This window comes from Streptomyces sp. JLYT201 (assembly GCF_059448825.1).
Window position 1 is genome coordinate 4,255,169 of the sequence record NZ_CM182551.1, and the last position, 23,741, is coordinate 4,278,909.

Annotated in this window: 19 protein-coding genes; 3 read left to right on the plus strand and 16 right to left on the minus strand. The window is 70.2% G+C overall.

Going from position 1 to position 23,741, the window contains the following annotated elements; genetic code table 11:
* Positions 1–159 precede the first annotated feature (159 nt).
* Positions 160–1,479: a fumarylacetoacetase gene (gene fahA, locus AC5WAM_RS17305; RefSeq protein WP_495523080.1), complete on the plus strand. Its 1,320-nt coding sequence runs from the start codon at positions 160–162 to the stop codon at positions 1,477–1,479.
* A 42-nt stretch (positions 1,480–1,521) separates the two neighbouring features.
* Here fahA and recQ read toward each other — a convergent pair whose 3' ends face one another.
* Complete coding sequence (gene recQ / locus AC5WAM_RS17310; protein WP_495523081.1) at positions 1,522–3,378, minus strand: DNA helicase RecQ; 1,857 nt, start codon at positions 3,376–3,378, stop codon at positions 1,522–1,524.
* 262 nt (positions 3,379–3,640) lie between these two features.
* Here recQ and AC5WAM_RS17315 point away from each other — a divergent pair, with 262 nt between their 5' ends.
* Entirely contained in the window at positions 3,641–4,189 is a 549-nt protein-coding gene (locus AC5WAM_RS17315) for a hypothetical protein (protein ID WP_495523082.1), read from the plus strand.
* A 70-nt stretch (positions 4,190–4,259) separates the two neighbouring features.
* Here the strand turns inward: AC5WAM_RS17315 and nuoN are convergent, their stop codons facing one another.
* The 14 genes from nuoN to AC5WAM_RS17385 form a co-directional block, all read right to left on the minus strand.
* Complete coding sequence (gene nuoN, locus AC5WAM_RS17320) at positions 4,260–5,909, minus strand: NADH-quinone oxidoreductase subunit NuoN (RefSeq protein ID WP_366789083.1); 1,650 nt, start codon at positions 5,907–5,909, stop codon at positions 4,260–4,262.
* Positions 5,906–7,477 carry an NADH-quinone oxidoreductase subunit M gene (locus AC5WAM_RS17325; protein WP_495523083.1) on the minus strand — a complete coding sequence of 524 codons (1,572 nt, stop codon included), beginning with the start codon at positions 7,475–7,477 and terminating at the stop codon, positions 5,906–5,908. Before AC5WAM_RS17325 ends, nuoN begins: the two co-directional genes overlap by 4 nt.
* 5 nt (positions 7,478–7,482) lie before the next feature.
* Entirely contained in the window at positions 7,483–9,429 is a 1,947-nt protein-coding gene (nuoL, locus tag AC5WAM_RS17330; RefSeq protein WP_366789081.1) for an NADH-quinone oxidoreductase subunit L, read from the minus strand.
* A 14-nt stretch (positions 9,430–9,443) separates the two neighbouring features.
* Positions 9,444–9,743 (minus strand): NADH-quinone oxidoreductase subunit NuoK, encoded by a 300-nt coding sequence (nuoK, locus tag AC5WAM_RS17335; RefSeq protein ID WP_030678055.1) that lies wholly within the window; start codon positions 9,741–9,743, stop codon positions 9,444–9,446.
* The gene (locus tag AC5WAM_RS17340) at positions 9,740–10,606 is read right to left on the minus strand and encodes an NADH-quinone oxidoreductase subunit J (protein WP_366789080.1); all 867 of its coding nucleotides are present in this window, start codon (positions 10,604–10,606) and stop codon (positions 9,740–9,742) included. Before AC5WAM_RS17340 ends, nuoK begins: the two co-directional genes overlap by 4 nt.
* Positions 10,603–11,283: an NADH-quinone oxidoreductase subunit NuoI gene (nuoI, locus tag AC5WAM_RS17345; protein WP_249401868.1), complete on the minus strand. Its 681-nt coding sequence runs from the start codon at positions 11,281–11,283 to the stop codon at positions 10,603–10,605. Before nuoI ends, AC5WAM_RS17340 begins: the two co-directional genes overlap by 4 nt.
* Entirely contained in the window at positions 11,276–12,634 is a 1,359-nt protein-coding gene (gene nuoH / locus AC5WAM_RS17350; RefSeq protein WP_495523599.1) for an NADH-quinone oxidoreductase subunit NuoH, read from the minus strand. The genes nuoI and nuoH overlap by 8 nt, the downstream gene beginning before the upstream one ends.
* Before the next feature lie 5 nt (positions 12,635–12,639).
* The gene (locus AC5WAM_RS17355; protein WP_366789079.1) at positions 12,640–15,153 is read right to left on the minus strand and encodes an NADH-quinone oxidoreductase subunit G; all 2,514 of its coding nucleotides are present in this window, start codon (positions 15,151–15,153) and stop codon (positions 12,640–12,642) included.
* Positions 15,150–16,511 (minus strand): NADH-quinone oxidoreductase subunit NuoF, encoded by a 1,362-nt coding sequence (gene nuoF / locus AC5WAM_RS17360; protein ID WP_366789078.1) that lies wholly within the window; start codon positions 16,509–16,511, stop codon positions 15,150–15,152. The genes AC5WAM_RS17355 and nuoF overlap by 4 nt, the downstream gene beginning before the upstream one ends.
* The gene (nuoE, locus tag AC5WAM_RS17365; RefSeq protein WP_495523084.1) at positions 16,508–17,338 is read right to left on the minus strand and encodes an NADH-quinone oxidoreductase subunit NuoE; all 831 of its coding nucleotides are present in this window, start codon (positions 17,336–17,338) and stop codon (positions 16,508–16,510) included. Before nuoE ends, nuoF begins: the two co-directional genes overlap by 4 nt.
* Before the next feature lie 26 nt (positions 17,339–17,364).
* Positions 17,365–18,702, minus strand: coding sequence for an NADH-quinone oxidoreductase subunit D (locus AC5WAM_RS17370; RefSeq protein ID WP_366789076.1), 1,338 nt, complete (start codon positions 18,700–18,702; stop codon positions 17,365–17,367).
* On the minus strand, positions 18,702–19,451 hold the full coding sequence (locus tag AC5WAM_RS17375; RefSeq protein WP_366789075.1) for an NADH-quinone oxidoreductase subunit C: 750 nt from the start codon (positions 19,449–19,451) through the stop codon (positions 18,702–18,704). Before AC5WAM_RS17375 ends, AC5WAM_RS17370 begins: the two co-directional genes overlap by 1 nt.
* Positions 19,448–20,002, minus strand: a complete 555-nt coding sequence (locus AC5WAM_RS17380; protein ID WP_030678080.1) for a NuoB/complex I 20 kDa subunit family protein — start codon at positions 20,000–20,002, stop codon at positions 19,448–19,450. The genes AC5WAM_RS17375 and AC5WAM_RS17380 overlap by 4 nt, the downstream gene beginning before the upstream one ends.
* A 66-nt stretch (positions 20,003–20,068) precedes the next feature.
* Positions 20,069–20,428, minus strand: coding sequence for an NADH-quinone oxidoreductase subunit A (locus tag AC5WAM_RS17385; protein ID WP_138961244.1), 360 nt, complete (start codon positions 20,426–20,428; stop codon positions 20,069–20,071).
* Between the two features lie 963 nt (positions 20,429–21,391).
* Between AC5WAM_RS17385 and AC5WAM_RS17390 the strand changes: the two genes are divergently transcribed.
* Positions 21,392–22,243, plus strand: a complete 852-nt coding sequence (locus AC5WAM_RS17390; protein WP_366789074.1) for a C40 family peptidase — start codon at positions 21,392–21,394, stop codon at positions 22,241–22,243.
* A gap of 128 nt (positions 22,244–22,371) precedes the next feature.
* Here AC5WAM_RS17390 and AC5WAM_RS17395 read toward each other — a convergent pair whose 3' ends face one another.
* Positions 22,372–23,664, minus strand: a complete 1,293-nt coding sequence (locus tag AC5WAM_RS17395; protein ID WP_495523085.1) for a geranylgeranyl reductase family protein — start codon at positions 23,662–23,664, stop codon at positions 22,372–22,374.
* Between the last annotated feature and the right edge of the window lie 77 nt (positions 23,665–23,741).

Below are 23,741 nucleotides of genomic sequence, written 5' to 3' on the forward strand. Positions count from 1 at the left end.
CGGACCCAGCCCGTCCGCGTCCCCCCGAGGAACCTAAGCCGGAACTGAACCCTCCATGCGTGGTTTATCCGGACATTGCTAACTCTTTAGGCACTGCCCGAATACAGGGCTTCCACGTAACGTGTGGGGCACCCAGATTGGAAAGCGAGGCAGGAACGCATGTCCGAGCAGAATCCGCTCGACCTCCCCGAGGGCGACCCCTTCGGCCCGCACAATCTTCCGTACGGTGTCTTCTCCCCGGCCGGATCCGCCGACCCCGGGTCCGGTTCCGCTTCCGGCTCCGCGCCTGGGTCGGCGCCCGTCACCGAGGGCCGTCGCGTCGGTGTCCGGCTCGGCTCCCACGTCCTCGACGCGGGCGCCGCCGCGGCCGCCCTCGGCTCGGCCCATGTGTCCCTGCTCGCCCAGCCCACGCTGAACCCGCTGCTCGCCGCGGGCCGCCGGACGTGGAGCGACGTCCGCCGGGACCTGACCTCCTGGGTGACGGACCCCGCGCACCGCGACGCGATCCTGCCGCTGCTCCACCCCCTCTCCGACGTCACCCTGCACCTGCCCTTCGACGTCGCCGACTACGTGGACTTCTACGCCTCCGAGCACCACGCGTCGAACCTGGGCCGCATGTTCCGCCCCGACGCGCCGGCCCCGCTCACCCCCAACTGGAAGCACCTGCCCATCGGCTACCACGGCCGCTCGGGCACCGTCGTGGTCTCCGGCACGGAGGTGATCCGCCCCGCCGGGCAGCGCAAGACGCCCGCCGACGCCGCCCCGGTCTTCGGCCCGTCCGCCAAGCTCGACATCGAGGCGGAGGTCGGCTTCGTCGTCGGCAAGCCCTCCACGCTCGGCACGCCGGTGCCCCTTGCCGACTTCCGCGAGCACGTCTTCGGCCTGTGCCTCCTCAACGACTGGTCGGCCCGTGACATCCAGGCCTGGGAGTACGTGCCGCTCGGCCCGTTCCTCGGCAAGTCCTTCGCCACCTCCGTCTCGGCGTGGGTCACGCCGCTCGAAGCCCTGGACGCGGCGCGGGTCGCCCCGCCGGAGCGCACCGAGCCGCTCCTGCCGTACCTGGACGACACGGCCGACGCGGCCGACGCCACCGACGCGGCCGGGTCCGCGTCCGACGGGCCCGGCGGCTACGACCTGCGCATCACCGTCACCCTGAACGGCGAGGTCATCTCCAACCCGCCCTTCTCCACCGTCTACTGGACCGCCGCCCAGCAGCTCGCCCATATGACGGTCAACGGCGCCTCCCTGCGCACCGGTGACCTCTACGGCTCCGGCACCGTCAGCGGGCCCTCGCCCGACCAGTTCGGCTCCCTGATCGAGCTCACCTGGAACGGCCGCGACCCCCTCGAACTCCCCTCCGGCAAGCGGACGTTCCTGGAGGACGGCGACGTGGTGACCCTCTCGGCCTGGGCACCGGGTCCGGGCGGCACCCGGGTGGGCCTGGGAGAGGTGACGGGCCGGGTGGCCCCGCCGCGCTGACGCGGCTCCCCGGCGCGAGGGCCGGGGCGCCGCCCGCGAGGGCTACGCCCCGGCCTCCGCCAGGACCTCGAGCACCCCTTCCCCATACGTCGCCAGTTTCTTCTCGCCGACCCCGCTGATCCCGCCGAGGTCCGCGACGGACGCGGGCCGCGCGGCCGCGATCTCCCGCAGCGTCGCGTCGTGGAAGATCACATACGCGGGCACGCCCTGCTCCCGCGCCTGCGCCGCCCGCCAGGCCCGCAGCGCCTCGAAGACCGGCACGGCCTCCTCCGGCAGCTCGGCCACGGCCGCCGCGGCCTTGGCCTTGCGCTCCCCGCGCTGCGCGGACCGCGCCGACCCCGCGGGCTTCTTCGGCTCCTTGCGCAGCGGCACCTCCCGCTGCCGGCCGAGGACGGCGGCGCTCTCCTCGGTGAGCACGAGCGTGCCGTACTCCCCCTCGACGGCGAGGAGGCCCTGCGCCAGCAACTGCCGCACCACACCCCGCCACTCGGCCTCGCTCAGCTCCTCACCGATGCCGAAGACGGACAGCTGGTCGTGGTCGAACTGGATGACCTTGGCGGTCTTGCGGCCGAGCAGGATGTCGACGATCTGGCCCGTGCCGAACTTCTGGCCGCGCTCCCGCTTCAGGCGCACCACGGCGGAGAGGACCTTCTGCGCGGCGACCGTGCCGTCCCAGGTCTCCGGGGGTGTCAGACACGTGTCGCAGTTCCCGCAGCCGGTGGCCGCCGGGTCCTGGCCGAAGTACCGCAGGAGCTGGGCGCGGCGGCAGGAGGCCGCCTCGCACAGCGCCAGCATGGCGTCCAGATGGGCCGCCGAGCGGCGCCGGAACGCCTCGTCGCCCTCGCCGGACTGGATGAGCTTGCGCTGCTGCACGACGTCCTGGAGGCCGTACGCCATCCAGGCCGTCGAGGGGAGGCCGTCGCGGCCCGCCCGGCCCGTTTCCTGGTAGTACCCCTCCACCGACTTGGGCAGGTCGAGGTGGGCGACGAAGCGGACGTCCGGCTTGTCGATGCCCATGCCGAAGGCGATCGTGGCGACCACGACCAGGCCGTCCTCGCGCAGGAAGCGCGACTGGTGCCGGGCGCGGGTGCCGCTGTCCAGGCCCGCGTGGTACGGCACCGCCTCGACTCCGTGGGCGCTGAGGAAGTCGGCGATCTGCTCGACCGACTTGCGCGAGAGGCAGTAGACGATGCCCGCGTCGCCGTCGTGCTCCTCCTTCAGGAAGGTGAGGAGCTGCTTCTTCGGGTCGGACTTCGGCACGATCCGGTACTGGATGTTCGGCCGGTCGAAGCTGGCGACGAAGTGCTTGGCGTCCGGCATGGCCAGGCGCTCGGTGATCTCGCGGTGCGTGGCGTCCGTCGCCGTGGCCGTCAGCGCGATGCGCGGGACGTCCGGCCAGCGCTCGCCGAGGACGGAGAGGGCCAGGTAGTCCGGCCGGAAGTCGTGGCCCCACTGGGCCACGCAGTGCGCCTCGTCGATCGCGAAGACGGAGATCTTCGCCCGGGAGAGCAGATTGAGCGTGGAGTCCAGGCGCAGCCGCTCCGGTGCCAGATACAGCACGTCCAGCTCGCCCGAGAGCAGCTCGGCCTCGACGAGGCGGCGCTCGTCGAAGTCCTGCGTCGAGTTCATGAACCCGGCGCGCACGCCGAGGGCCCGCAGCGCGTCGACCTGGTCCTGCATGAGGGCGATCAGCGGCGACACCACGACGCCCGTACCCGGTCTGACCAGGGCCGGGATCTGATAGCACAGGGACTTTCCGCCGCCGGTCGGCATGAGGACGACCGCGTCGCCGCCCGCCACCACGTGCTCGATGATCGCTTCTTGCTCGCCCCGGAAAGCGTCGTACCCGAACACCCGGTGGAGCGTCCGCAGCGCGTCGCTCTCCACCACCTCTGTCATGCCGACCCCACTGCTCCCGCTCATCGCCGTGCCCCCGCCTGTCGCACCTCGACCACTGCCTCCACGATAGGCGCCCGCGCCGACACCCCGGGAAGTTATCCACAGGCCGGTCGGGCGCCTTCTCGGTCAGTCCAATGGCCCAGGCGTTCTGGCCGCCGCATCCGCCCCGGGTGATCCTGCTCCTTGTGGCGGCTCGGGGGCTGAGCCCGCCCCAGGTCATGGCGCGCCCGCCGCGCGCCTCGCCCTTCCGAGGAGCCCCTCCATGCGTCTGCCCCGTACCGCCCAGGCCGCCCTCTCGTTGGCTGCGGTCTCCTGCCTGGCCCTGTCCGCGGCGCCCGCGCGAGCGGCCGCGCCGACGCCTCCGCCGCCCCCGCAGCAGGCCGCCTTCGCCAAGGTCTACGCCGCGACCGCCAAGTACGCGTACGAGCCGCTCGCGATCAAGGCGGGCTTCGCCCGCACCGACGAGTGCGTCGCCGACCCGGACCTCGGCGGGATGGGTTACCACTACGTCAACCCGGCGAACTTCGGCTCCGTCGATCCGGCGAAGCCCGCCGCGCTGCTCTACGAGGAGACGGCCGACGGCAAGCGCAAGCTCATAGCCGTCGAGTGGATCGTCATCGACGCCGACCAGGACAAGAGCACCGACGACGACCGCCCGGTCCTGTTCGGGCGGCCCTTCGACGGGCCGATGGACGGGCACGTCCCCGGCATGCCGATCCACTACGACCTGCACGCCTGGCTCTACAAGGACAACCCGAGCGGCAGGCTCTCCCCCTGGAACCCGGACGTCCGCTGCCCCGCGCAGCCCTGACGGCGCACGCGAAGGGCCCCGGCCTCCCGAAGGAGGGCCGGGGCCCCGCGCGCGCCGGCGGACGACCGGGTCAGCGCACGAACACGCCCGCCTGGTTCGCCAGGTCCAGGAAGTACTGCGGCGCCACACCGAGCACCAGCGTCACGGCGACGCCGATGCCGATGGCCGCCGTCGTCAGCGGTGACGGCACGGCGACCGACGGGCCGTCCGCCTTGGGCTCGCTGAAGAACATCAGCACGATCACCCGGATGTAGAAGAACGCCGCGATCGCCGACGAGATCACACCGACCACCACGAGCGCGCCCGCGCCGCCCTCGGCCGCCGCCTTGAACACGGCGAACTTCCCGGAGAACCCGGAGGTCAGCGGGATGCCCGCGAAGGCGAGCAGGAACACCGCGAAGACCGCGGCGACCAGCGGCGAGCGGCGCCCGAGCCCCGCCCACTTCGACAGGTGCGTCGCCTCGCCGCCCGCGTCCCGCACCAGCGTCACGACGGCGAACGCCCCGATGGTCACGAACGAGTACGCGCCCAGGTAGAAGAGCACCGACGAGACGCCCTCCTCCGTGGTGGCGATGACGCCGGCGAGGATGAAGCCCGCGTGGGCGATCGACGAGTAGGCGAGGAGCCGCTTGATGTCGGTCTGCGTGATCGCGACGATCGCGCCGCCCAGCATCGTGATGATCGCGACGCCCCACATCACCGGCCGCCAGTCCCAGCGCAGGCCCGGAAGGACCACGTACAGCAGCCGCAGGAGCGCGCCGAACGCGGCGACCTTCGTGGCCGCCGCCATGAAGCCGGTGACCGGTGTGGGCGCGCCCTGGTAGACGTCCGGCGTCCACATGTGGAACGGCACCGCGCCCACCTTGAACAGCAGGCCCATGAGGATCATCGCGGCGCCGATCAGGAGCAGCGCGTCGTTGCCCATGGTGTTCGCGAGGGCCGGGTCGACCGTCTTGACCGTGCCGTCGACGACGTCGGCGATGGTGCCGTACGACACCGAGCCCGCGTAGCCGTAGATCAGCGCGATGCCGAAGAGGGTGAACGCGGACGCGAAGGCGCCGAGCAGGAAGTACTTCACGGCCGCTTCCTGCGACATGAGGCGCTTGCGGCGGGCGAGCGCGCACAGCAGGTAGAGCGGGAGCGAGAAGACCTCCAGGGCGACGAACAACGTCAGGAGGTCGTTCGCCGCAGGGAAGACGAGCATGCCGCCGATCGCGAAGAGGGCGAGCGGGAACACCTCCGTGGTGGTGAACCCGGCCTTCACCGCGGCCTGTTCGCCCGCGCCGCCGGGCACGGCTCCGGCCTGGGCCACGAAGGAGTCGACGCGGTTGCCGTGCGCCTCCGGGTCGAGGCGCCGCTCCGCGAAGGTGAAGATCGCGACCAGGCCCGCGAGGAGAATGGTGCCCTGGAGGAACAGCGCGGGCCCGTCGACCGCGATGGCTCCCATCGCGGCGATGCGCGCCTTCGTGGTGCCGTACCCGCCGGAGGCGAGCGCGACGACCGCGGCGAAGGCGGCGGCGAGCGCCACGACCGACACGAACAGCTGGGCGTAGTAACGGGACTTGCGCGGCACGAAGGCTTCGATGAGCACTCCGATGACGGCGGCACCGATGACGATGAGCGTCGGCGCGAGCTGGCCGTACTCGATCTTCGGCGCGTCGATCTTGTCGATCGGCTCGGCCGCCACTGTCCACAGGCTGTGGACGGCTGTCGCACTCACTTGGCGGCCTCCACCTCGGGCTCGGGATCTTTCTTCTGTACGTCGGACATGGTGTGCTCCACCGCCGGGTTCACCAGGTCGGCCACCGGCTTCGGGTACACCCCGAGGCCGATGAGGAGCACGATCAGCGGGGCCACCACGACCAGCTCACGGACCCGCAGGTCGGGCATCTTCGCCAGCTCGGGCTTCACCGGGCCCGTCATCGTCCGCTGGTAGAGGACGAGGGTGTAGAGCGCGGCGAGCACGATGCCGAGCGTCGCGATGATCCCGACCGCCGGATAGCGCGCGAACGCGCCGACCAGGACCAGGAACTCGCTGACGAACGGCGCGAGCCCCGGCAGCGAGAGCGTGGCGAGACCGCCGACCAGGAAGGTGCCCGCGAGCACCGGGGCGACCTTCTGCACCCCTCCGTAGTCCGCGATCAGACGCGAGCCGCGGCGCGAGATCAGGAAGCCCGCGACCAGCATCAGGGCGGCCGTCGACAGGCCGTGGTTGACCATGTAGAGCGTCGCGCCGGACTGCCCCTGGGAGGTCATCGCGAAGATGCCGAGGACGATGAACCCGAAGTGCGAGATCGACGCGTAGGCCACCAGGCGCTTGATGTCGCGCTGGCCGACGGCGAGCAGCGCGCCGTAGATGATGCTGATCAGGGCGAGGACCAGGATGACCGGCGTCGCCCACTTCGAGGCCTCCGGGAACAGCTGGAGGCAGAAGCGCAGCATCGCGAACGTGCCGACCTTGTCGACCACCGCCGTGATCAGCACGGCGACCGGGGCGGTGGCCTCTCCCATCGCGTTCGGCAGCCAGGTGTGCAGCGGCCACAGCGGGGCCTTCACCGCGAAGGCGAAGAAGAAGCCGAGGAAGAGCAGTCGCTCGGTGTTGGTCGCCATGTCCAGCGAGCCGTCGGCCCGGGCGGCGGCGATCTCCTGGACGGAGAAGTTGCCCGCGACCACATGGAGACCGATCACGGCGGCGAGCATGATCAGACCGCCGACCAGGTTGTAGAGCAGGAACTTCACGGCCGCGTACGAGCGCTGCGCCGAGGCGTTCTCGTCGCTGCCCGCGTGGGCGCGGTCCCCGAAGCCGCCGATGAGGAAGTACATCGGGATGAGCATGGCTTCGAAGAAGATGTAGAACAGGAAGACGTCGGTGGCCTCGAAGGAGATGATCACCATCGCCTCGACGGCGAGGATGAGGGCGAAGAAGCCCTGAGTCGGGCGCCAGCGCGACGACTTGGTCTCGAGGGGATCGGCGTCGTGCCAGCCCGCCAGGATGATGAAGGGCAGCAGCAGGGCGGTCAGCGCGATCAAGGAGACCGCGATGCCGTCCACGCCCAGCTCGTACCGCACCCCGAAGTCCTTGATCCAGGAGTGCGACTCGGTCAGTTGGTACCGGTCGCCGTCCGGGTCGAACCGGACGGCCGCCGTGATGGCGAGGGCGAGCGTCGCCAGCGAGAAGAGCAGCGCGAGCCATTTGGCGGCGGTGCGCCGGGCGGCCGGGACGGCCGCCGTGGCGATCGCGCCCACTGCGGGCACCACGGCCGTCGCTGTCAGCAGAGGAAAGGACATCGGTATCAGACCGCCCTCATCAGCAGCGTCGCGGCGATGAGGACCGCCGCGCCGCCGAACATCGAGACCGCGTAGCTACGGGCGTAGCCGTTCTGGAGCCTGCGCAGGCGCCCGGAGAGCCCGCCGACCGAGGCCGCCGTGCCGTTGACCACGCCGTCGACCAGGGTGTGGTCGACGTACACCAGGGAGCGCGTGAGGTGCTCGCCGCCGCGCACCAGGACCACGTGGTTGAAGTCGTCCTGGAGCAGGTCGCGGCGGGCCGCGCGGGTGAGCAGGGAGCCGCGCGGGGCGACCACCGGGACCGGCCTGCGCCCGTACTGCGCCCAGGCCAGGGCCACGCCGACGACCAGGACGGCCACGGTGGCGCCGGTGACCGTGGCGGCGCTCAGCGGGGAGTCGCCGTGGTCGTGGTGCGTGACCGGCTCCAGCCAGTTCAGGAAGCGGTCGCCGATGCTGAAGAAGCCGCCGGCGAACACCGACCCGAAGGCCAGCAGGATCATCGGGATCGTCATGGTCTTCGGGGACTCGTGCGGGTGCGGCTCGGCGTGCTCGCCCTGCGTCTGTGCGGCGGGCTCCGCACTCGGCTCCTTCGGGGAGGCCGTCTTCCGGTGGCGCCAGCGCTCCTCGCCGAAGAAGGTCAGGAGCATCACGCGCGTCATGTAGTACGCCGTGATGGCCGCGCCGAGCAGGGCCACCGAGCCGAGGATCCAGCCCTCCGTGCCGCCCTTGGCGAACGCCGCCTCGATGATCTTGTCCTTGGAGAAGAAGCCGGAGAGACCCGGGAAGCCGATGATCGCGAGGTAGCCGAGCCCGAAGGTCACGAACGTCACCGGCATGTACTTCCTGAGGCCGCCGTACTTCCGCATGTCCACCTCGTCGTTCATGCCGTGCATGACCGAACCGGCGCCGAGGAAGAGCCCGGCCTTGAAGAAGCCGTGCGTCACCAGGTGCATGATCGCGAAGACGTAGCCGATCGGGCCGAGGCCCGCGGCCAGGATCATGTAGCCGATCTGCGACATCGTGGACCCGGCGAGGGCCTTCTTGATGTCGTCCTTCGCGCAACCGACGATCGCACCGAAGATCAGCGTGACCGCGCCGACCACCGCGACGGCCAGCTGCGCGTCCGGCGCGGCGTTGAAGATCTCCCCGGAGCGCACGATCAGATACACGCCCGCGGTGACCATCGTCGCCGCGTGGATCAGGGCGGAGACCGGGGTCGGGCCCTCCATCGCGTCCCCGAGCCAGGACTGCAGCGGCACCTGTGCGGACTTGCCGCACGCCGCGAGCAGCAGCATCAGGCCGATCGCCGTGAGCTTGCCCTCGCCCGTCTGGTCCGTGGACTCCAGGACGGGCCCGAAGGCGAACGTCCCGAAGGTGGTGAACATCAGCATGATCGCGATCGAGAGACCCATGTCGCCGACGCGGTTGACCAGGAAGGCCTTCTTCGCCGCGGTGGCCGCGCTGGGCTTGTGCTGCCAGAACCCGATCAGGAGGTACGAGGCGAGGCCGACGCCCTCCCAGCCGACGTACAGGAGCAGGTAGTTGTCGGCGAGGACGAGGAGCAGCATCGCCGCGAGGAACAGGTTCAGATAGCCGAAGAAGCGGCGGCGGCGCTCGTCGTGCTCCATGTACCCGACCGAGTACAGATGGATCAGCGTGCCGACGCTGGTGATCAGCAGGACGAACGTCATCGACAGCTGGTCGAGCTGGAAGGCGACGTCGGCCTTGAAGCCCTCGACCGGGATCCAGCTGAACAGGTGCTGGTGCAGGCCGCGGTCCTCCGCGTCCTTGCCGAGCATGTCGGTGAAGAGCACCGCGGCGAAGACGAAGGAGACGGCCGAGAGCAAGGTGCCGAGCCAGTGGCCGACGCGGTCGAGCAGGCGCCCGCCGCACAGCAGGACGGCCGCTCCGAGCAGAGGCGCCGCGACGAGCAGCGCAATCAGTTTCTCCACGATTCAGCGACCCCTTACAGCTTCATCAGACTGGCGTCATCGACCGAGGCCGAGTGGCGGGAGCGGAACAGCGACACGATGATCGCGAGCCCGACCACGACCTCGGCCGCGGCGACGACCATCGTGAAGAAGGCGATGATCTGGCCGTCGAGATTGCCGTGCAGCCGGGAGAACGCGACGAACGCCAGGTTGCAGGCGTTGAGCATCAGCTCGATGCACATGAAGACCACGATCACGTTCCGCCTGATCAGGACGCCGGTGGCGCCGATGGCGAACAACAGGGCCGCCAGATAGAGGTAGTTGACCGGATTCACTTCGACGCCTCCTCGGTCTGCTCGGCCCGCTCGCCGCCCGCGCCGCGCCCGGGATCCGTGCGGCGCAGGTCGGGCCGTTCGAGGCGGTCGGTGGAGCGCTGCTCCAGGGCCCGCAGGTCCTCCAGGGCCTCACTGGAGACGTCGCGGATCTGACCGCGCTCCCGGAGCGTCTTGTTGACCGTGAGCTCCGAGGGCGTGCCGTCGGGCAGCAGGCCCGCGATGTCCACGGCGTTGTGCCGGGCGTAGACGCCCGGGGCCGGGAGCGGCGGCAGGTGCTTGCCCGCGCGCACCCGCTCCTCGGCGAGCTCGCGCTGGGTCTTGGCGCGCTCGGTGCGCTCGCGGTGGGTGAGCACCATCGCGCCGACGGTCGCCGTGATCAGCAGGGCGCCGGTGATCTCGAAGGCGAAGACGTACTTCGTGAAGATGAGGGCGGCGAGGCCCTCCACGTTGCCGCCCTCATTGGCCTTGCCCAGGCCGTTGAAGTCCTTCACCGAGGCGTTGCCGATGCCCGCGAACAGCAGGACCGCGAAGCCGACGCCGCACAGGGCGGCCAGCCAGCGCTGCCCCTTGATGGTCTCCTTCAGGGAGTCCGCGGCGGTGACGCCGACGAGCATCACGACGAACAGGAAGAGCATCATGATCGCGCCGGTGTAGACGACGATCTGGACGATGCCCAGGAAGTACGCGCCGTTGGCCAGGTAGAAGACCGCCAGGATGATCATGGTCCCGGCCAGGCAGAGGGCGCTGTGCACCGCCCTCTTCATGAGGATCGTGCTCAGCGCGCCGATCACGGCGACCGTGCCGAGCACCCAGAACTGGAAGGCCTCGCCCGTGGAGGTGGTGTAGGCCGCGACGGAGGTCACGCGTCCACCCCCTCGGCCCGGGGCTCCGGCTCCCGCTCGCCCTTGGAGACGGCGACCTGGCGCTCCGTGCCGGGCGCGGCCCGCGTCACCAGACCGCGGTAGTAGTCCCCCTCGTCCGTGCCGGGGTAGATCGCGTGGGGCGCTTCGACCATGCCCTCGTCGAGGCCCGCGAGGAGCTGCTCCTTGGTGAAGATCAGGTTCTGGCGGCTGCTGTCGGCGAGTTCGAACTCGTTCGTCATCGTCAGCGCGCGCGTGGGGCACGCCTCGATGCACAGGCCGCAGAAGATGCAGCGGGCGTAGTTGATCTGGTAGACGCGGCCGTAGCGCTCGCCCGGGGAGTAGCGCTCCTCCTCGGTGTTGTCCGCGCCCTCCACATAGATGGCGTCCGCCGGGCAGGCCCAGGCGCACAGCTCGCAGCCGACGCACTTCTCCAGGCCGTCCGGATGGCGGTTGAGCTGGTGCCTGCCGTGGAAGCGGGGAGCGGTGGTCTTCTGCTGCTCCGGATACTGCTCGGTCAGCCGCTTCTTGAACATGGCCTTGAAGGTCACGGCGAAGCCCGCGACGGGGTTCTGGAACCCCTGATCCGACTGGTTCGCCTGCGCTGCTTCCTGGCCCCCCGGCCGCTCGGGCGGCTGCCCGCGCCGCGGCCGGTCCGGCGTGTTCGACTGCTCAGCCATCGGACGCCTCCTTTCCGTCACTTTGAGTATCCGGGCCACCACTGAAAATCAACTCCCGCTCATGGCGCGGGCGGCGGCGCGGCACGGGCGGCAGGGTCTGGCCGGGCAGCGGCGGCACCGGGAAGCCGCCCGCCATCGGGTCGAAGGCGCCGGCCTCGGCGGGCTCGGCGGCGACCGCGGCCTCCTTCTCGCGCTTGTCCCGGAACAGGTCGACCAGGACGGAGAGCAGGAGCAGCGCGATGACTCCGCCCCCTACGTAGAGGGCGATCTCGCTGAAGTCGTAGTCCTCGTTGCGCAGCGCGCGGACGGTGGCGACGAGCATCAGCCACACCACCGACACCGGGATGAGGACCTTCCAGCCGAGCTTCATCAGCTGGTCGTAGCGGACGCGGGGCAGCGTGCCGCGCAGCCAGATGAAGAAGAACAGCAGCAGCTGCACCTTGAGCGTGAACCAGGCCATCGGCCACCAGCCGTGGTTGGCGCCCTCCCAGAAGCCGCTGATGGGCCAGGGAGCCCGCCAGCCGCCGAGGAAGAGCGTCGCGGACACGGCCGAGACGGTGATCATGTTGATGTACTCGGCGAGCATGAAGATCGCGAACTTGATGGACGAGTACTCGGTGTTGAAGCCGCCGACGAGGTCGCCCTCGGACTCCGGCATGTCGAACGGCGCGCGGTTGGTCTCGCCGACCATCGTCACGATGTAGATCAGGAACGACACCGGCAGGAGCACCACGTACCAGCGCTCCTGCTGCGCCTCCACGATCGCCGACGTGGACATCGACCCGGAGTACAGGAAGACCGACGCGAACGCGGCGCCCATCGCGATCTCGTACGAGATCATCTGCGCGCACGAGCGCAGACCGCCCAGGAGCGGATAGGTGGAGCCGGAGCTCCAGCCCGCGAGCACGATGCCGTAGATGCCGACCGAGGCGACCGCGAGGATGTAGAGCATCGCGATCGGCAGGTCGGTGAGCTGCATCGTGGTGCGGTGCCCGAAGATCGAGACCTCGTTGCCCGCGGGCCCGAAGGGGATCACCGCGATCGCCATGAAGGCGGGGATGGCCGCGACCACCGGCGCCAGGATGTAGACCACCTTGTCGGCGCGCTTGACGATCAGGTCTTCCTTGAGCATCAGCTTGATGCCGTCCGCGAGGGACTGCAGGAAGCCCCAGGGGCCGTTGCGGTTGGGGCCGATGCGCAGCTGCATCCAGGCCACGACCTTGCGTTCCCACACGATGGCGAAGAGCACGGACACCACGAGGAACGCGAAGCAGAAGACCGCCTTGACGGCGACCAGCCACCACGGGTCGCGGCCGAACATGGAGAGGTCTTCGGCGGCGAGCTGGGTCATGGGGCTCACGACTGCACCTCCTGGGCGCCCTGGGCGGGCTCGACGCGGACAGCGGGGCCGATCCTGACCAGCGCGCCCGGCCGCGCCCCCGTGTCGGAGGCGACGCCGCCGCCCACGGAGTTCAGCGGCAGCCACACCACGCGGTCGGGCATCTCCGTGACCGCGAGGGGGAGTTCGACCCGGCCCGCGGTGCCGGTGACGGCGAGCGTGTCGCCGTCCTTGACACCGGCCTCGGCCGCGGTGGCCGCCGAGAGCCGGGCCACCGCCGCGTGCCGCGTCCCGGCGAGCGCGTCGTCGCCCTCCTGGAGGCGGCCCCGGTCGAGCAGGAGCCGGTGCCCGGCGAGCACGGCCTCCCCCGCGGCGGGCCGCGGCAGCTGGACCGCGGTCTCCAGGGGTTCGGTCGCGCGCGGCCCGTCCCAGCCGCCGAGCCGGTCGAGCTCGCGCCGGACGGTCAGCAGGTCGGGCAGGCCGAGGTGCACGTCGCCCGCGTCGGCCAGCATGTGCAGGACACGCGCGTCGGTGGGTGCCAGGCGGCGCGTCATCTGGTCCGGCTTGAGCGCGGCCTCGAAAAGCCGGGCCCTGCCTTCCCAGTTGAGGAAGGTGCCCGGCTTCTCGGCGACGGCGGCCACCGGGAGGACCACGTCGGCGCGCTCGGTCACCTCGCTCGGCCGCTGCTCCAGCGACACCAGGAAGCCGACCGCGTCGAGCGCCTCACGCGCGCGTGGCGGATCGGGCAGGTCGGCGACCTCGACGCCGCCCACCAGGAGGGCGCTCAGCTCGCCGGTCGCGGCGGCCTCGACGATCTGGCCGGTGTCGCGGCCGTAGCGGTGCGGGAGTTCGGCCACGCCCCAGGCGGCCGCGACCTCGTCCCGCGCGCGCGGGTCGGTGGCCGGGCGGCCTCCCGGAAGCAGCGACGGCACCGCGCCGGCCTCGACGGCACCGCGCTCGCCCGCGCGGCGCGGGATCCACACCAGGGCCGCGCCGGTCGCGGACGCGGCCCGCACGGCGGCGGTGAGCGCCCCCGGCACGGCCGCGAGCCGCTCCCCCACGACGATGACCGCGCCCTCGGCGCGCAGTGCCTCGGCGGCCTTCTCGCCGTCGTCCTCCAGGCCGACCCCGGCGGCGAGCGCGTCCAGCCACTCGGTCTCCGTGCCGGGCGCCGCGGCGAGGAGCGTGCCACCCGCCTTCTCCAGGCCCCGCGTGGCGTGCGTGGCGACGGCGTACGTGCGCTGGCCGTGCTTGCGCCAGGCCTTGCGCAGCCGCAGGAAGACACCGGGCGCCTCCTCCTCGGCCTCGATGCCGACGAGCAGCACGGCGGGCGCCTTCTCCAGCGTGGTGTACGTGACACCGGTGCCGTCGAGGTCCCGGCCGCGCCCGGCGACACGTGCCGCCAGGAAGTCGGCCTCCTCGCTGGAGTGCACCCGCGCGCGGAAGTCGATGTCGTTCGTGTCGAGCGCCACGCGCGCGTACTTGCTGTACGCGTAGGCGTCCTCCACGGTGAGGCGACCGCCGGTCAGGACGCCGGCCCGCCCGCGCGCCGCGGCCAGGCCGCGTGCGGCCGCCGCCAACGCCTCGGGCCAGCTGGCCGGTTCGAGCTCGCCCGAGGACGCGCTGCGCACCAGCGGCGTGGTCAGCCGGTCGGGCTTCTGCGCGTACCGGAAGCCGAACCGGCCCTTGTCGCAGATCCACTCCTCGTTGACCTCGGGGTCGTCCTGGGCGAGCCGCCGCATGACCTTGCCGCGCCGGTGGTCGGTGCGGGTCGCGCAGCCGCCCGCGCAGTGCTCGCACACCGACGGCGACGACACCAGGTCGAAGGGGCGCGACCGGAAGCGGTAGGCGTGCGAGGTGAGCGCTCCCACCGGGCAGATCTGGATGGTGTTCCCGGAGAAGTACGACTCGAAGGGGTCGCCCTCCCCGGTGCCCACCTGCTGGAGCGCGCCCCGCTCGACCAGCTCGATCATGGGGTCGCCCGCGATCTGGTTCGAGAAGCGGGTGCAGCGGGCGCACAGCACGCACCGCTCGCGGTCGAGCAGCACCTGGGTGGAGATCGGCACCGGCTTCTCGTAGGTGCGCTTGCTGCCCTCGAAGCGGGACTCGGCGTTGCCGTGCGACATGGCCTGGTTCTGCAGCGGGCACTCGCCGCCCTTGTCGCAGACCGGGCAGTCCAGGGGATGGTTGATGAGCAGCAGTTCCATCACGCCGTGCTGGGCCTTCTCGGCGACCGGCGACGTCAGCTGCGACTTGACGACCATGCCGTCGGTGCAGGTGATCGTGCAGGACGCCATCGGCTTGCGCTGGCCCTCGACCTCGACGATGCACTGGCGGCAGGCGCCCGCGGGGTCGAGCAGCGGGTGGTCGCAGAAGCGCGGGATCTCGATGCCGAGGAGCTCGGCGGCCCGGATGACCAGGGTCCCCTTGGGGACGCTGATCTCGATGCCGTCGATCGTCAGCGTGACCAGGTCTTCCGGCGGCACCGCCGCCTCTCCGCCCCCGGAGGGAGCGCTAGTGGTCACTGTCATGCGTTCACCTCCGTGCTCTCCAGGGGCCGGTCGGCCCAGAGCGTCGACTTGGCGGGGTCGAAGGGGCAGCCCCTGCCGGTGATGTGCTCCTCGTACTCCGCGCGGAAGTACTGGAGCGAGGAGAAGATCGGCGAGGCGGCGCCGTCGCCCAGGGCGCAGAAGGACTTGCCGTTGATGTTGTCGGCGATGTCGTTCAGCTTGTCGAGGTCGGCCATCACGCCCTTGCCCGCCTCGATGTCGCGCAGCAACTGGACGAGCCAGTACGTCCCTTCGCGGCAGGGCGTGCACTTGCCGCAGGACTCGTGGGCGTAGAACTCGGTCCAGCGCGTCACCGCGCGGACGACGCACGTGGTCTCGTCGAAGCACTGCAGCGCCTTGGTGCCGAGCATGGACCCGGCGGCGCTGACGCCCTCGTAGTCGAGCGGGACGTCGAGGTGCTCGTCGGTGAACATCGGCGTCGAAGAGCCGCCCGGAGTCCAGAACTTGAGGCGGTGCCCGGGCCGCATGCCGCCGCTCATGTCGAGCAGCTGGCGCAGCGTGATGCCGAGGGGTCCCTCGTACTGGCCGGGCGAGGCGACGTGCCCGCTGAGGGAGTACAGCGTGAAGCCGGGTGACTTCTCGCTGCCCATCGAGGTGAACCAGTCCTTGCCGCGCTGCAGGATCGCGGGAACCGATGCGATGGACTCGACGTTGTTGACAACAGTGGGGCACGCGTAGAGGCCCGCGACCGCAGGGAAGGGGGGACGCAGTCGCGGCTGGCCACGGCGGCCTTCGAGCGAGTCGAGCAGCGCGGTCTCCTCACCGCAGATGTACGCGCCCGCGCCCGCGTGCACGGTGAGTTCGAGGTCGAGTCCGCTGCCCAGGACGTTCTTGCCGAGGTAGCCCGCCGCGTACGCCTCGCGCACGGCCTCGTGCAGCCGCCGCAGTACGGGGACGACCTCACCACGCAGATAGATGAAGGCATGCGACGAACGGATCGCGTAGCAGGCGATCACGATGCCCTCGATGAGGGAATGCGGGTTCGCGAAGAGGAGCGGGATGTCCTTGCAGGTCCCGGGCTCCGACTCGTCGGCGTTGACAACTAGATAGTGCGGCTTGCCGTCGCCCTGCGGAATGAACTGCCACTTCATCCCGGTGGGGAAGCCCGCGCCGCCGCGGCCGCGGAGCCCGGAGGCCTTCACATAGGCGATGAGGTCGTCCGGCTCCATCGCGAGGGCCTTGCGCAGGCCCTCGTAGCCTTCGTGGCGCCGGTAGACGTCAAGGGTCCAGGACTTCTCCTGGTCCCAGAAGGCCGAGAGGACCGGGGCGAGCAGCTTCTCCGGGCTGGTCTCGTTGATCTCGGCGGCCAAGGTCATCACTCTCCCTCCTCACGGCCCTCGCCGACCGGGCCCGCGGGGTGCGAGGGGTCGGATGCCGAGGTCCTCTGCGGCGCGTCGTGCGAGCTCAGGTGGTCGCTGGGCGACGGGTCGTGCGGCTGTGCGCCCTCCGGCCTGCCCGTGCGCGGATGGACCACGCGCGCGGGGGGCACCTCGCCCTTGGCCAGGCGAAGGCCGATCAGCGAGGCCGGGCCCGCGCCGCCGGTGGCCTCGACGGCTCCGGGGCGCTCGTCGGGGAAGCCCGCGAGGATGCGGGCCGTCTCCTTGAAGGTGCACAGCGGGGCGCCGCGGGTCGGCTCGGCCTGGACGCCCGCGCGCAGGTCGTCGACGAGGCGCTTGGCGCTCTGCGGGGTCTGGTTGTCGAAGAACTCCCAGTTGACCATCACGACGGGCGCGAAGTCGCAGGCGGCGTTGCACTCGATGTGTTCGAGCGTCACCTTGCCGTCCTCGGTGGTCCCGCCGTTGCCGACGCCCAGGTGCTCCTGGAGGGCCTCGAAGATGGCGTCGCCACCCATGACGGCGCACAGCGTGTTGGTGCACACGCCGACCTGGTAGTCACCGGACGGCTTGCGCCGGTACATGGTGTAGAAGGTCGCGACGGCCGTGACCTCGGCGGTGGTCAGGTCGAGCACCTCCGCGCAGAACCGCATCCCGGTGCGTGTCACGTACCCCTCTTCCGACTGCACGAGGTGCAGCAGCGGCAGCAGGGCGGAGCGGGAGTCCGGATAGCGGGCGATGACCTCCTTGGCGTCCGCTTCGAGCCGGGCCCGTACGTCGGCCGGGTAGTCGGGGGCGGGGAGTCGGGGCATCCCCAGGCTCGTCGGCGATGCGTCTGTCACCGGTCGACGCCTCCCATCACGGGGTCGATGGACGCGACGGCGACGATGACGTCGGCGACCTGGCCGCCCTCGCACATCGCCGCCATGGCCTGCAGGTTGGTGAAGGACGGATCGCGGAAGTGCACCCGGTAGGGGCGGGTGCCGCCGTCGGAGACGACGTGCACGCCGAGTTCGCCCTTGGGCGACTCCACAGCGGTGTAGACCTGGCCGGGCGGCACCCGGAAGCCCTCCGTCACCAGCTTGAAGTGGTGGATCAGGGCCTCCATGGAGGTGCCCATGATCTTCTTGATGTGGTCGAGCGAGTTGCCGAGGCCGTCGGGGCCGAGCGAGAGCTGGGCGGGCCAGGCGATCTTCTTGTCGGCGACCATGACCGGGCCGGGCCGCAGCCGGTCCAGGCACTGCTCGATGATCCGCAGCGACTGGCGCATCTCCTCCAGGCGGATGAGGAAGCGCCCGTAGGAGTCGCACGTGTCGGCGGTCGGGACCTCGAAGTCGTAGGTCTCGTAGCCGCAGTACGGCTGGCTCTTGCGCAGGTCGTGCGGGAGCCCGGCGGAGCGCAGGATGGGGCCGGTGGCGCCGAGGGCCATGCAGCCGGTCAGATCGAGGTAGCCGACGTCCTGCATGCGGGCCTTGAAGATGGGGTTCCCGGTGGCGAGCTTGTCGTACTCGGGGAGGTTCTTCTTCATCTTCTTCACGAACTCGCGGATCTGGTCCACCGCGCCGGGCGGCAGGTCCTGGGCGAGTCCGCCGGGCCGGATGTACGCGTGGTTCATGCGCAGGCCGGTGATCAGCTCGTAGATGTCGAGGATGAGCTCACGATCGCGGAAGCCGTAGATCATGATCGTGGTGGCGCCCAGCTCCATGCCACCGGTGGCGATGCACACCAGGTGCGAGGACATCCGGTTCAGCTCCATCAGGAGCACGCGGATGAGGGTGGCGCGGTCGGGGATCTGGTCCTCGATGCCGAGGAGCTTCTCGACGCCCAGGCAGTACGCCGCCTCGTTGAAGAACGGCGTCAGATAGTCCATGCGCGTGACGAACGTGGTGCCCTGGGTCCAGGTGCGGTACTCGAGGTTCTTCTCGATGCCCGTGTGGAGGTAGCCGATGCCGCAGCGGGCCTCGGAGACCGTCTCGCCCTCGATCTCCAGGATGAGCCGGAGCACGCCGTGCGTGGAGGGGTGCTGCGGGCCCATGTTCACGACGATGCGCTCGTCGTCGGCCTCGACGGCGGACTTGGCGACCTCGTCCCAGTCGCCACCGGTGACCGTGTAGACGGTGCCCTCGGTGGTCTCGCGCGCGGAGGCGGAGGAAGCGGATGCAGAAGGAGTGCTCATCAGCTGTACGACCTCCGCTGGTCCGGAGCCGGGATCTGGGCGCCCTTGTACTCGACGGGAATGCCTCCGAGCGGGTAGTCCTTCCGCTGCGGGAAGCCCTGCCAGTCGTCCGGCATCATGATGCGCGTGAGCGCGGGGTGGCCGTCGAAGACGAGGCCGAAGAAGTCATAGGTCTCGCGCTCGTGCCAGTCGTTCGTCGGGTAGACCGCGACGAGGGACGGCACGTGCGGATCGGCGTCCGGGGCGCTGACCTCCAGGCGGAGCAGCCGGTTGTGGGTGAGCGAGCGCAGGTGGTAGACGGCGTGCAGCTCGCGGCCCTTGTCGCCGGGGAAGTGCACGCCGGACACGCCGGTGCACAGCTCGAAGCGCAGCGCCGGGTCGTCCCGCAGGGTCCGGGCGACGCGGACGAGGTGCTCGCGCGCGATGTGGAAGGTGAGCTCGCCGCGGTCGACGACCGTCTTCTCGATGGCGTTCTCGGGGACGAGGCCCTGTTCCTCCAGGGCGCCTTCGAGTTCGTCGGCCACCTCGTCGAACCAGCCGCCGTAGGGCCGGTTGGCCGCGCCCGGGAGCCGGATGGAGCGGATCAGGCCGCCGTAGCCGGAGGTGTCGCCGCCGTTGTTCGCGCCGAACATGCCGCGCTGGACGCGGACCTCCTCGCCGCGCTCGCCGCGCTGGCCGGGGAGGTTGGAGGCGCTGAGGTCCTTCTCGGGGTTGACCCCGTTGCTCGCGCTGTCGTGGGCGTCGGTCACCGCAGCAGCCCCTTCATCTCGATGGTGGGGAGGGCCTTGAGGGCCGCTTCCTCCGCCTCGCGGGCCGCTTCCTCCGCGTTCACACCGAGCTTGGTGTTCTGGATCTTGTGGTGCAGCTTGAGGATCGCGTCCAACAGCATCTCGGGCCGGGGCGGGCAGCCGGGCAGATAGATGTCGACCGGGACGACATGATCAACGCCCTGGACAATCGCGTAGTTGTTGAACATTCCGCCAGAAGACGCGCAAACCCCCATGGAGATCACCCACTTGGGGTTGGGCATCTGGTCATAGACCTGTCGCAGGACGGGCGCCATCTTCTGGCTCACGCGCCCGGCCACGATCATCAGGTCCGCCTGCCGCGGCGAGCCGCGGAAGACCTCCATGCCGAAGCGCGCCAGGTCGTAGCGCCCGGCGCCGGTCGTCATCATCTCGATGGCGCAGCACGCGAGGCCGAACGTGGCGGGAAAGACGGATGCCTTGCGCACCCACCCGGCGGCCTGCTCGACGGTGGTCAGCAGGAATCCGCTCGGCAGTTTCTCTTCGAGTCCCATGCTCAGTGGCTCCTCTGTCCCCTTCCGGGGCTCAGTCCCATATCGGGGGTCAGTCCCTTGCCGGGGTCAGTCCCATTCCAGGCCGCCGCGCCGCCATACGTACGCGTACGCGACGAAGACGGTGAGCACGAAGAGCAGCATCTCCACGAGCCCGAAAATCCCCAGGGCGTCGAAGCTCACGGCCCAGGGGTAGAGAAAGACGATCTCGATGTCGAAGACGATGAAGAGCATCGCCGTCAGGTAGTACTTGATGGGAAAGCGCCCGCCGCCGGCCGGCGTGGGGGTCGGCTCGATTCCGCACTCGTAGGCCTCGAGCTTCGCGCGGTTGTAGCGCTTGGGGCCGACAAGCGTGGCCATGACCACGGAGAAAATCGCAAAGCCTGCCCCGAGGGCTCCCAGTACGAGGATGGGCGCATACGCGTTCACCGCTCCTCGCTCCTCTCAGTCGGCACTGACTGCTGGCGGTTGCGTCGGACCCGCTCGCCGCCCCGCCCGTATGCGATCCCCGGGCCTTCGGAGCTCCCCGAAGATCGCTTACATGTGAAGCAGGTCACAAGCCCAACTGCCCCGCATCTTATGCCCGCCGGTCTGTGATCTGCGACACGGGGTACGGCAACGGCTTTGTGATCTCCACCACCTGACGAAGGATCATGAAGTCGGATGAGCGGTGATCTTCGTACGCGAAGCACCTGAGTGATCACCAGAGGTGACATCTTGACGCGTCCGGGCAGGTCGGGGCGGTGTTGCATTATCAAGAGGTGTCCACTACAGGCAAATTGGCGCTGGACGTGATCACTTGATAGAGGGGCGCGTTCACACTTTGGCGGCAGGCGTGTGGACGGCAGTGGACGCGTTCGCGCGGAGGCGTCGGGAGGGGTGGGCGACTCCGCCGTGTGCACACGTTCACGAGGCCCCTCGTCGAAGTGGGGCATTCCGTCCGTCATGTGCTCATTCCACCGGCCGGTCGCGCGCTCCACCGCCGAAGTCGGGGGGCGTCGGGCGCGCGCCGCCCGCAGGGAGTCGATGGAGGAGGGGCGGAAGGAGTACGAAGGGGCCCGGCGGGAACCCGCGAGATACCCGGGAGATATCGGCCAGATCTCAGCCAGGTCTCAGGCGACACTCATGGGCCCCAGAACGTGACCTGCGCCACACTCGAACCCCGGGTCGAACAACCGGGCTTGGCCAACGGCCTGAACACGTGTTAGACCACGGGCAATTCGGACGTAACTCGGAAAACCCATGATCACAGGCGTGATCACCACTGTCCGCATTGCCCTTTACGGCGTCAATAAGATGCGACACGCCCGGGATTCACGCCCGCGCGGGGCAACTGTGGCGCAGCACACGTTTCTTGAAGGGAACCCCTACTCCTTGATAGCGGTTGTTCCCATGTCCCACACCGCTCACATACCCAGCCACCGGAAGCCCCGTCGCAGCGCGTCGAAGATGGCTCTGCGCGCCGGAGTTGCCGGTGGCGTCCTCAGCACCCTGGCCGTGGCCGGCGCCGCCGGTACGGCGAACGCCGCCGAGCCGGTGACCGAGACGATCGAGCTGCCCACCCTCACCGCCGATCTGTCCGCCCAGATCGCGCAGTCCGCGGACGCCACCCAGCAGACCGCCGACAGCTACGAGGCGCGTGCGCAGCAGGAAGCCGCCGCCGTCAAGGCCGCCAAGCAGGCCAGCAAGGACCAGAAGGCCGCTGAGAAGAAGGCGGAGGCCGAGAAGAAGGCCAAGGCCGCGGCCGAGGCCGAGCGCGAGAAGGAGGCCAAGGAGCGCGCTGCGCGGGCCACCGAGCGCACGCAGCTCAGCACCAACTCCGCCCCCGCGGGCGGCTCCGGCGGCGGCTCCTCCGCCTCCGACTCCTCGAAGGTCTCCGCGCCCTCCGGCGGCAGCGTGGCGACCGTCATCAGCTTCCTCAAGGCCCAGCTGGGCGACGCGTATGTGATGGGCGCCTCCGGCCCCAACGCGTGGGACTGCTCCAGCCTCGTGCAGGCCGCCTTCAAGCAGGTCAACGTGGACCTGCCGCGCGTCTCGCAGGCGCAGTCGACCGCGGGCACCCCGGTCTCGCTCTCCAACATCCAGCCGGGCGACATCCTGTACTGGGGCGGCGCGGGCTCCGCGTACCACGTCGGTGTCTACATCGGCAACGGCCAGTACCTGGACGCCGCGAACCCGAGCAAGGGCGTCGTGATCCAGGACCTGTCGGGCTACCCGGCCTCCGGAGCCGTACGAGTGCTCTGAGCTTGAACGCACGAAAGGGCCGCCGCTCCTGTCAGGAGCGGCGGCCCTTTCGTGCGTTCGACTACGGCGCCGTCGTGGCTGGTCGTGCCCGCGCGGCGGAGCCGCGAACCGGCATCGCCCCGCGCCCCTCAGGCCTTGGGAGCCACCCGGCTCAGGCCGTTGATGATGCGGTCCATCGCGTCGCCGCCCGTCGGGTCCGTCAGGTTGGCGAGCATCTTGAGGGTGAACCTCATCAGCATCGGGTGCGTGAGGCCGCGCTGGGCGGCGATCTGCATGACCTTCGGGTTGCCGATGAGCTTCACGAAGGCGCGGCCGAGCGTGTAGTAGCCGCCGTAGGTGTCCTTGAGGACCTTCGGGTAGCGCTGGAGGGCCAGTTCGCGCTGGGCGGGCGTGGCGCGGGCGACGGCCTGCACGATGACGTCGGCGGCGATCTGCCCGGACTCCATGGCGTAGGCGATGCCCTCGCCGTTGAACGGGTTGACGAGACCGCCCGCGTCACCGGCGAGCAGCAGGCCGCGAGTGTAGTGCGGCTGGCGGTTGAAGGCCATCGGCAGGGCTGCGCCGCGGATCGGGCCCGTCATGTTCTCCGGGGTGTAGCCCCAGTCCTCGGGCATGGAGGCGCACCAGGCCTTGAGGATCTCTCGCCAGTCGAGCTCCTTGAAGGCGGCGGAGGTGTTCAGGACGCCGAGGCCGACGTTCGACGTGCCGTCGCCCATGCCGAAGATCCAGCCGTAGCCGGGGAGCAGCCGGTCCTGGGCGCCGCGGCGGTCCCACAGCTCAAGCCAGGACTCCAGGTAGTCGTCGTCGTGGCGCGGCGAGGTGAAGTACGTGCGCACCGCGACGCCCATCGGGCGGTCCTCGCGGCGGTGCAGGCCCATCGCGAGGGACAGACGCGTGGAGTTGCCGTCGGCGGCGACCACCAGCGGCGCGTGGAAGGTGACCGGCGTCTTGTCCTCGCCGAGCTTGGCCTCCACGCCGGTGATGCGGCCGGTGCGGTCGTCGACGATGGGGGCGCCCACATTGCACCGCTCGTACAGGCGCGCGCCCGCCTTCTGGGCCTGGCGGGCGAGCTGCTCGTCGAAGTCGTCGCGCTTCCGGACCAGCCCGTAGTCGGGGTAAGAGGCGAGATCCGGCCAATCCAGCTGGAGGCGCACACCGCCCCCGATGATGCGGAGGCCTTTGTTCCGCAGCCAGCCGGCCTCTTCGGAGATGTCGATGCCCATGGACACCAACTGCTTCGTGGCGCGCGGAGTCAGGCCGTCGCCGCAGACCTTCTCCCTCGGGAACGCGGTCTTCTCCAGGAGCAGCACGTCGAGCCCGGCCTTCGCCAGGTAGTAGGCGGTGGTCGAACCGGCCGGACCGGCGCCGACGACGATGACGTCCGCGGAGTTGGCGGTGGTGTCGGAGAGCGGCTCGGTCACGGCGGGTTCTCCCCAAGGCTCGAAATCAGTGTGCCGACCGGCACGGGATAGGGGCAGTCTATGAGGCGGTACTGATC

Coding starts and splice junctions, on each gene's coding strand:
- AC5WAM_RS17390 (WP_366789074.1), top strand. CDS start 21,392: ATGTCCCACACCGCTCACATACCCAGCCACCGGAAGCCCCGTCGCAGC.
- recQ (WP_495523081.1), bottom strand. CDS start 3,378: ATGACAGAGGTGGTGGAGAGCGACGCGCTGCGGACGCTCCACCGGGTG.
- nuoH (WP_495523599.1), bottom strand. CDS start 12,634: ATGACCCAGCTCGCCGCCGAAGACCTCTCCATGTTCGGCCGCGACCCG.
- AC5WAM_RS17380 (WP_030678080.1), bottom strand. CDS start 20,002: ATGGGACTCGAAGAGAAACTGCCGAGCGGATTCCTGCTGACCACCGTC.
- nuoI (WP_249401868.1), bottom strand. CDS start 11,283: ATGGCTGAGCAGTCGAACACGCCGGACCGGCCGCGGCGCGGGCAGCCG.
- fahA (WP_495523080.1), top strand. CDS start 160: ATGTCCGAGCAGAATCCGCTCGACCTCCCCGAGGGCGACCCCTTCGGC.
- AC5WAM_RS17325 (WP_495523083.1), bottom strand. CDS start 7,477: ATGTCCTTTCCTCTGCTGACAGCGACGGCCGTGGTGCCCGCAGTGGGC.
- AC5WAM_RS17355 (WP_366789079.1), bottom strand. CDS start 15,153: ATGACAGTGACCACTAGCGCTCCCTCCGGGGGCGGAGAGGCGGCGGTG.
- nuoE (WP_495523084.1), bottom strand. CDS start 17,338: ATGCCCCGACTCCCCGCCCCCGACTACCCGGCCGACGTACGGGCCCGG.
- AC5WAM_RS17370 (WP_366789076.1), bottom strand. CDS start 18,702: ATGAGCACTCCTTCTGCATCCGCTTCCTCCGCCTCCGCGCGCGAGACC.
- AC5WAM_RS17315 (WP_495523082.1), top strand. CDS start 3,641: ATGCGTCTGCCCCGTACCGCCCAGGCCGCCCTCTCGTTGGCTGCGGTC.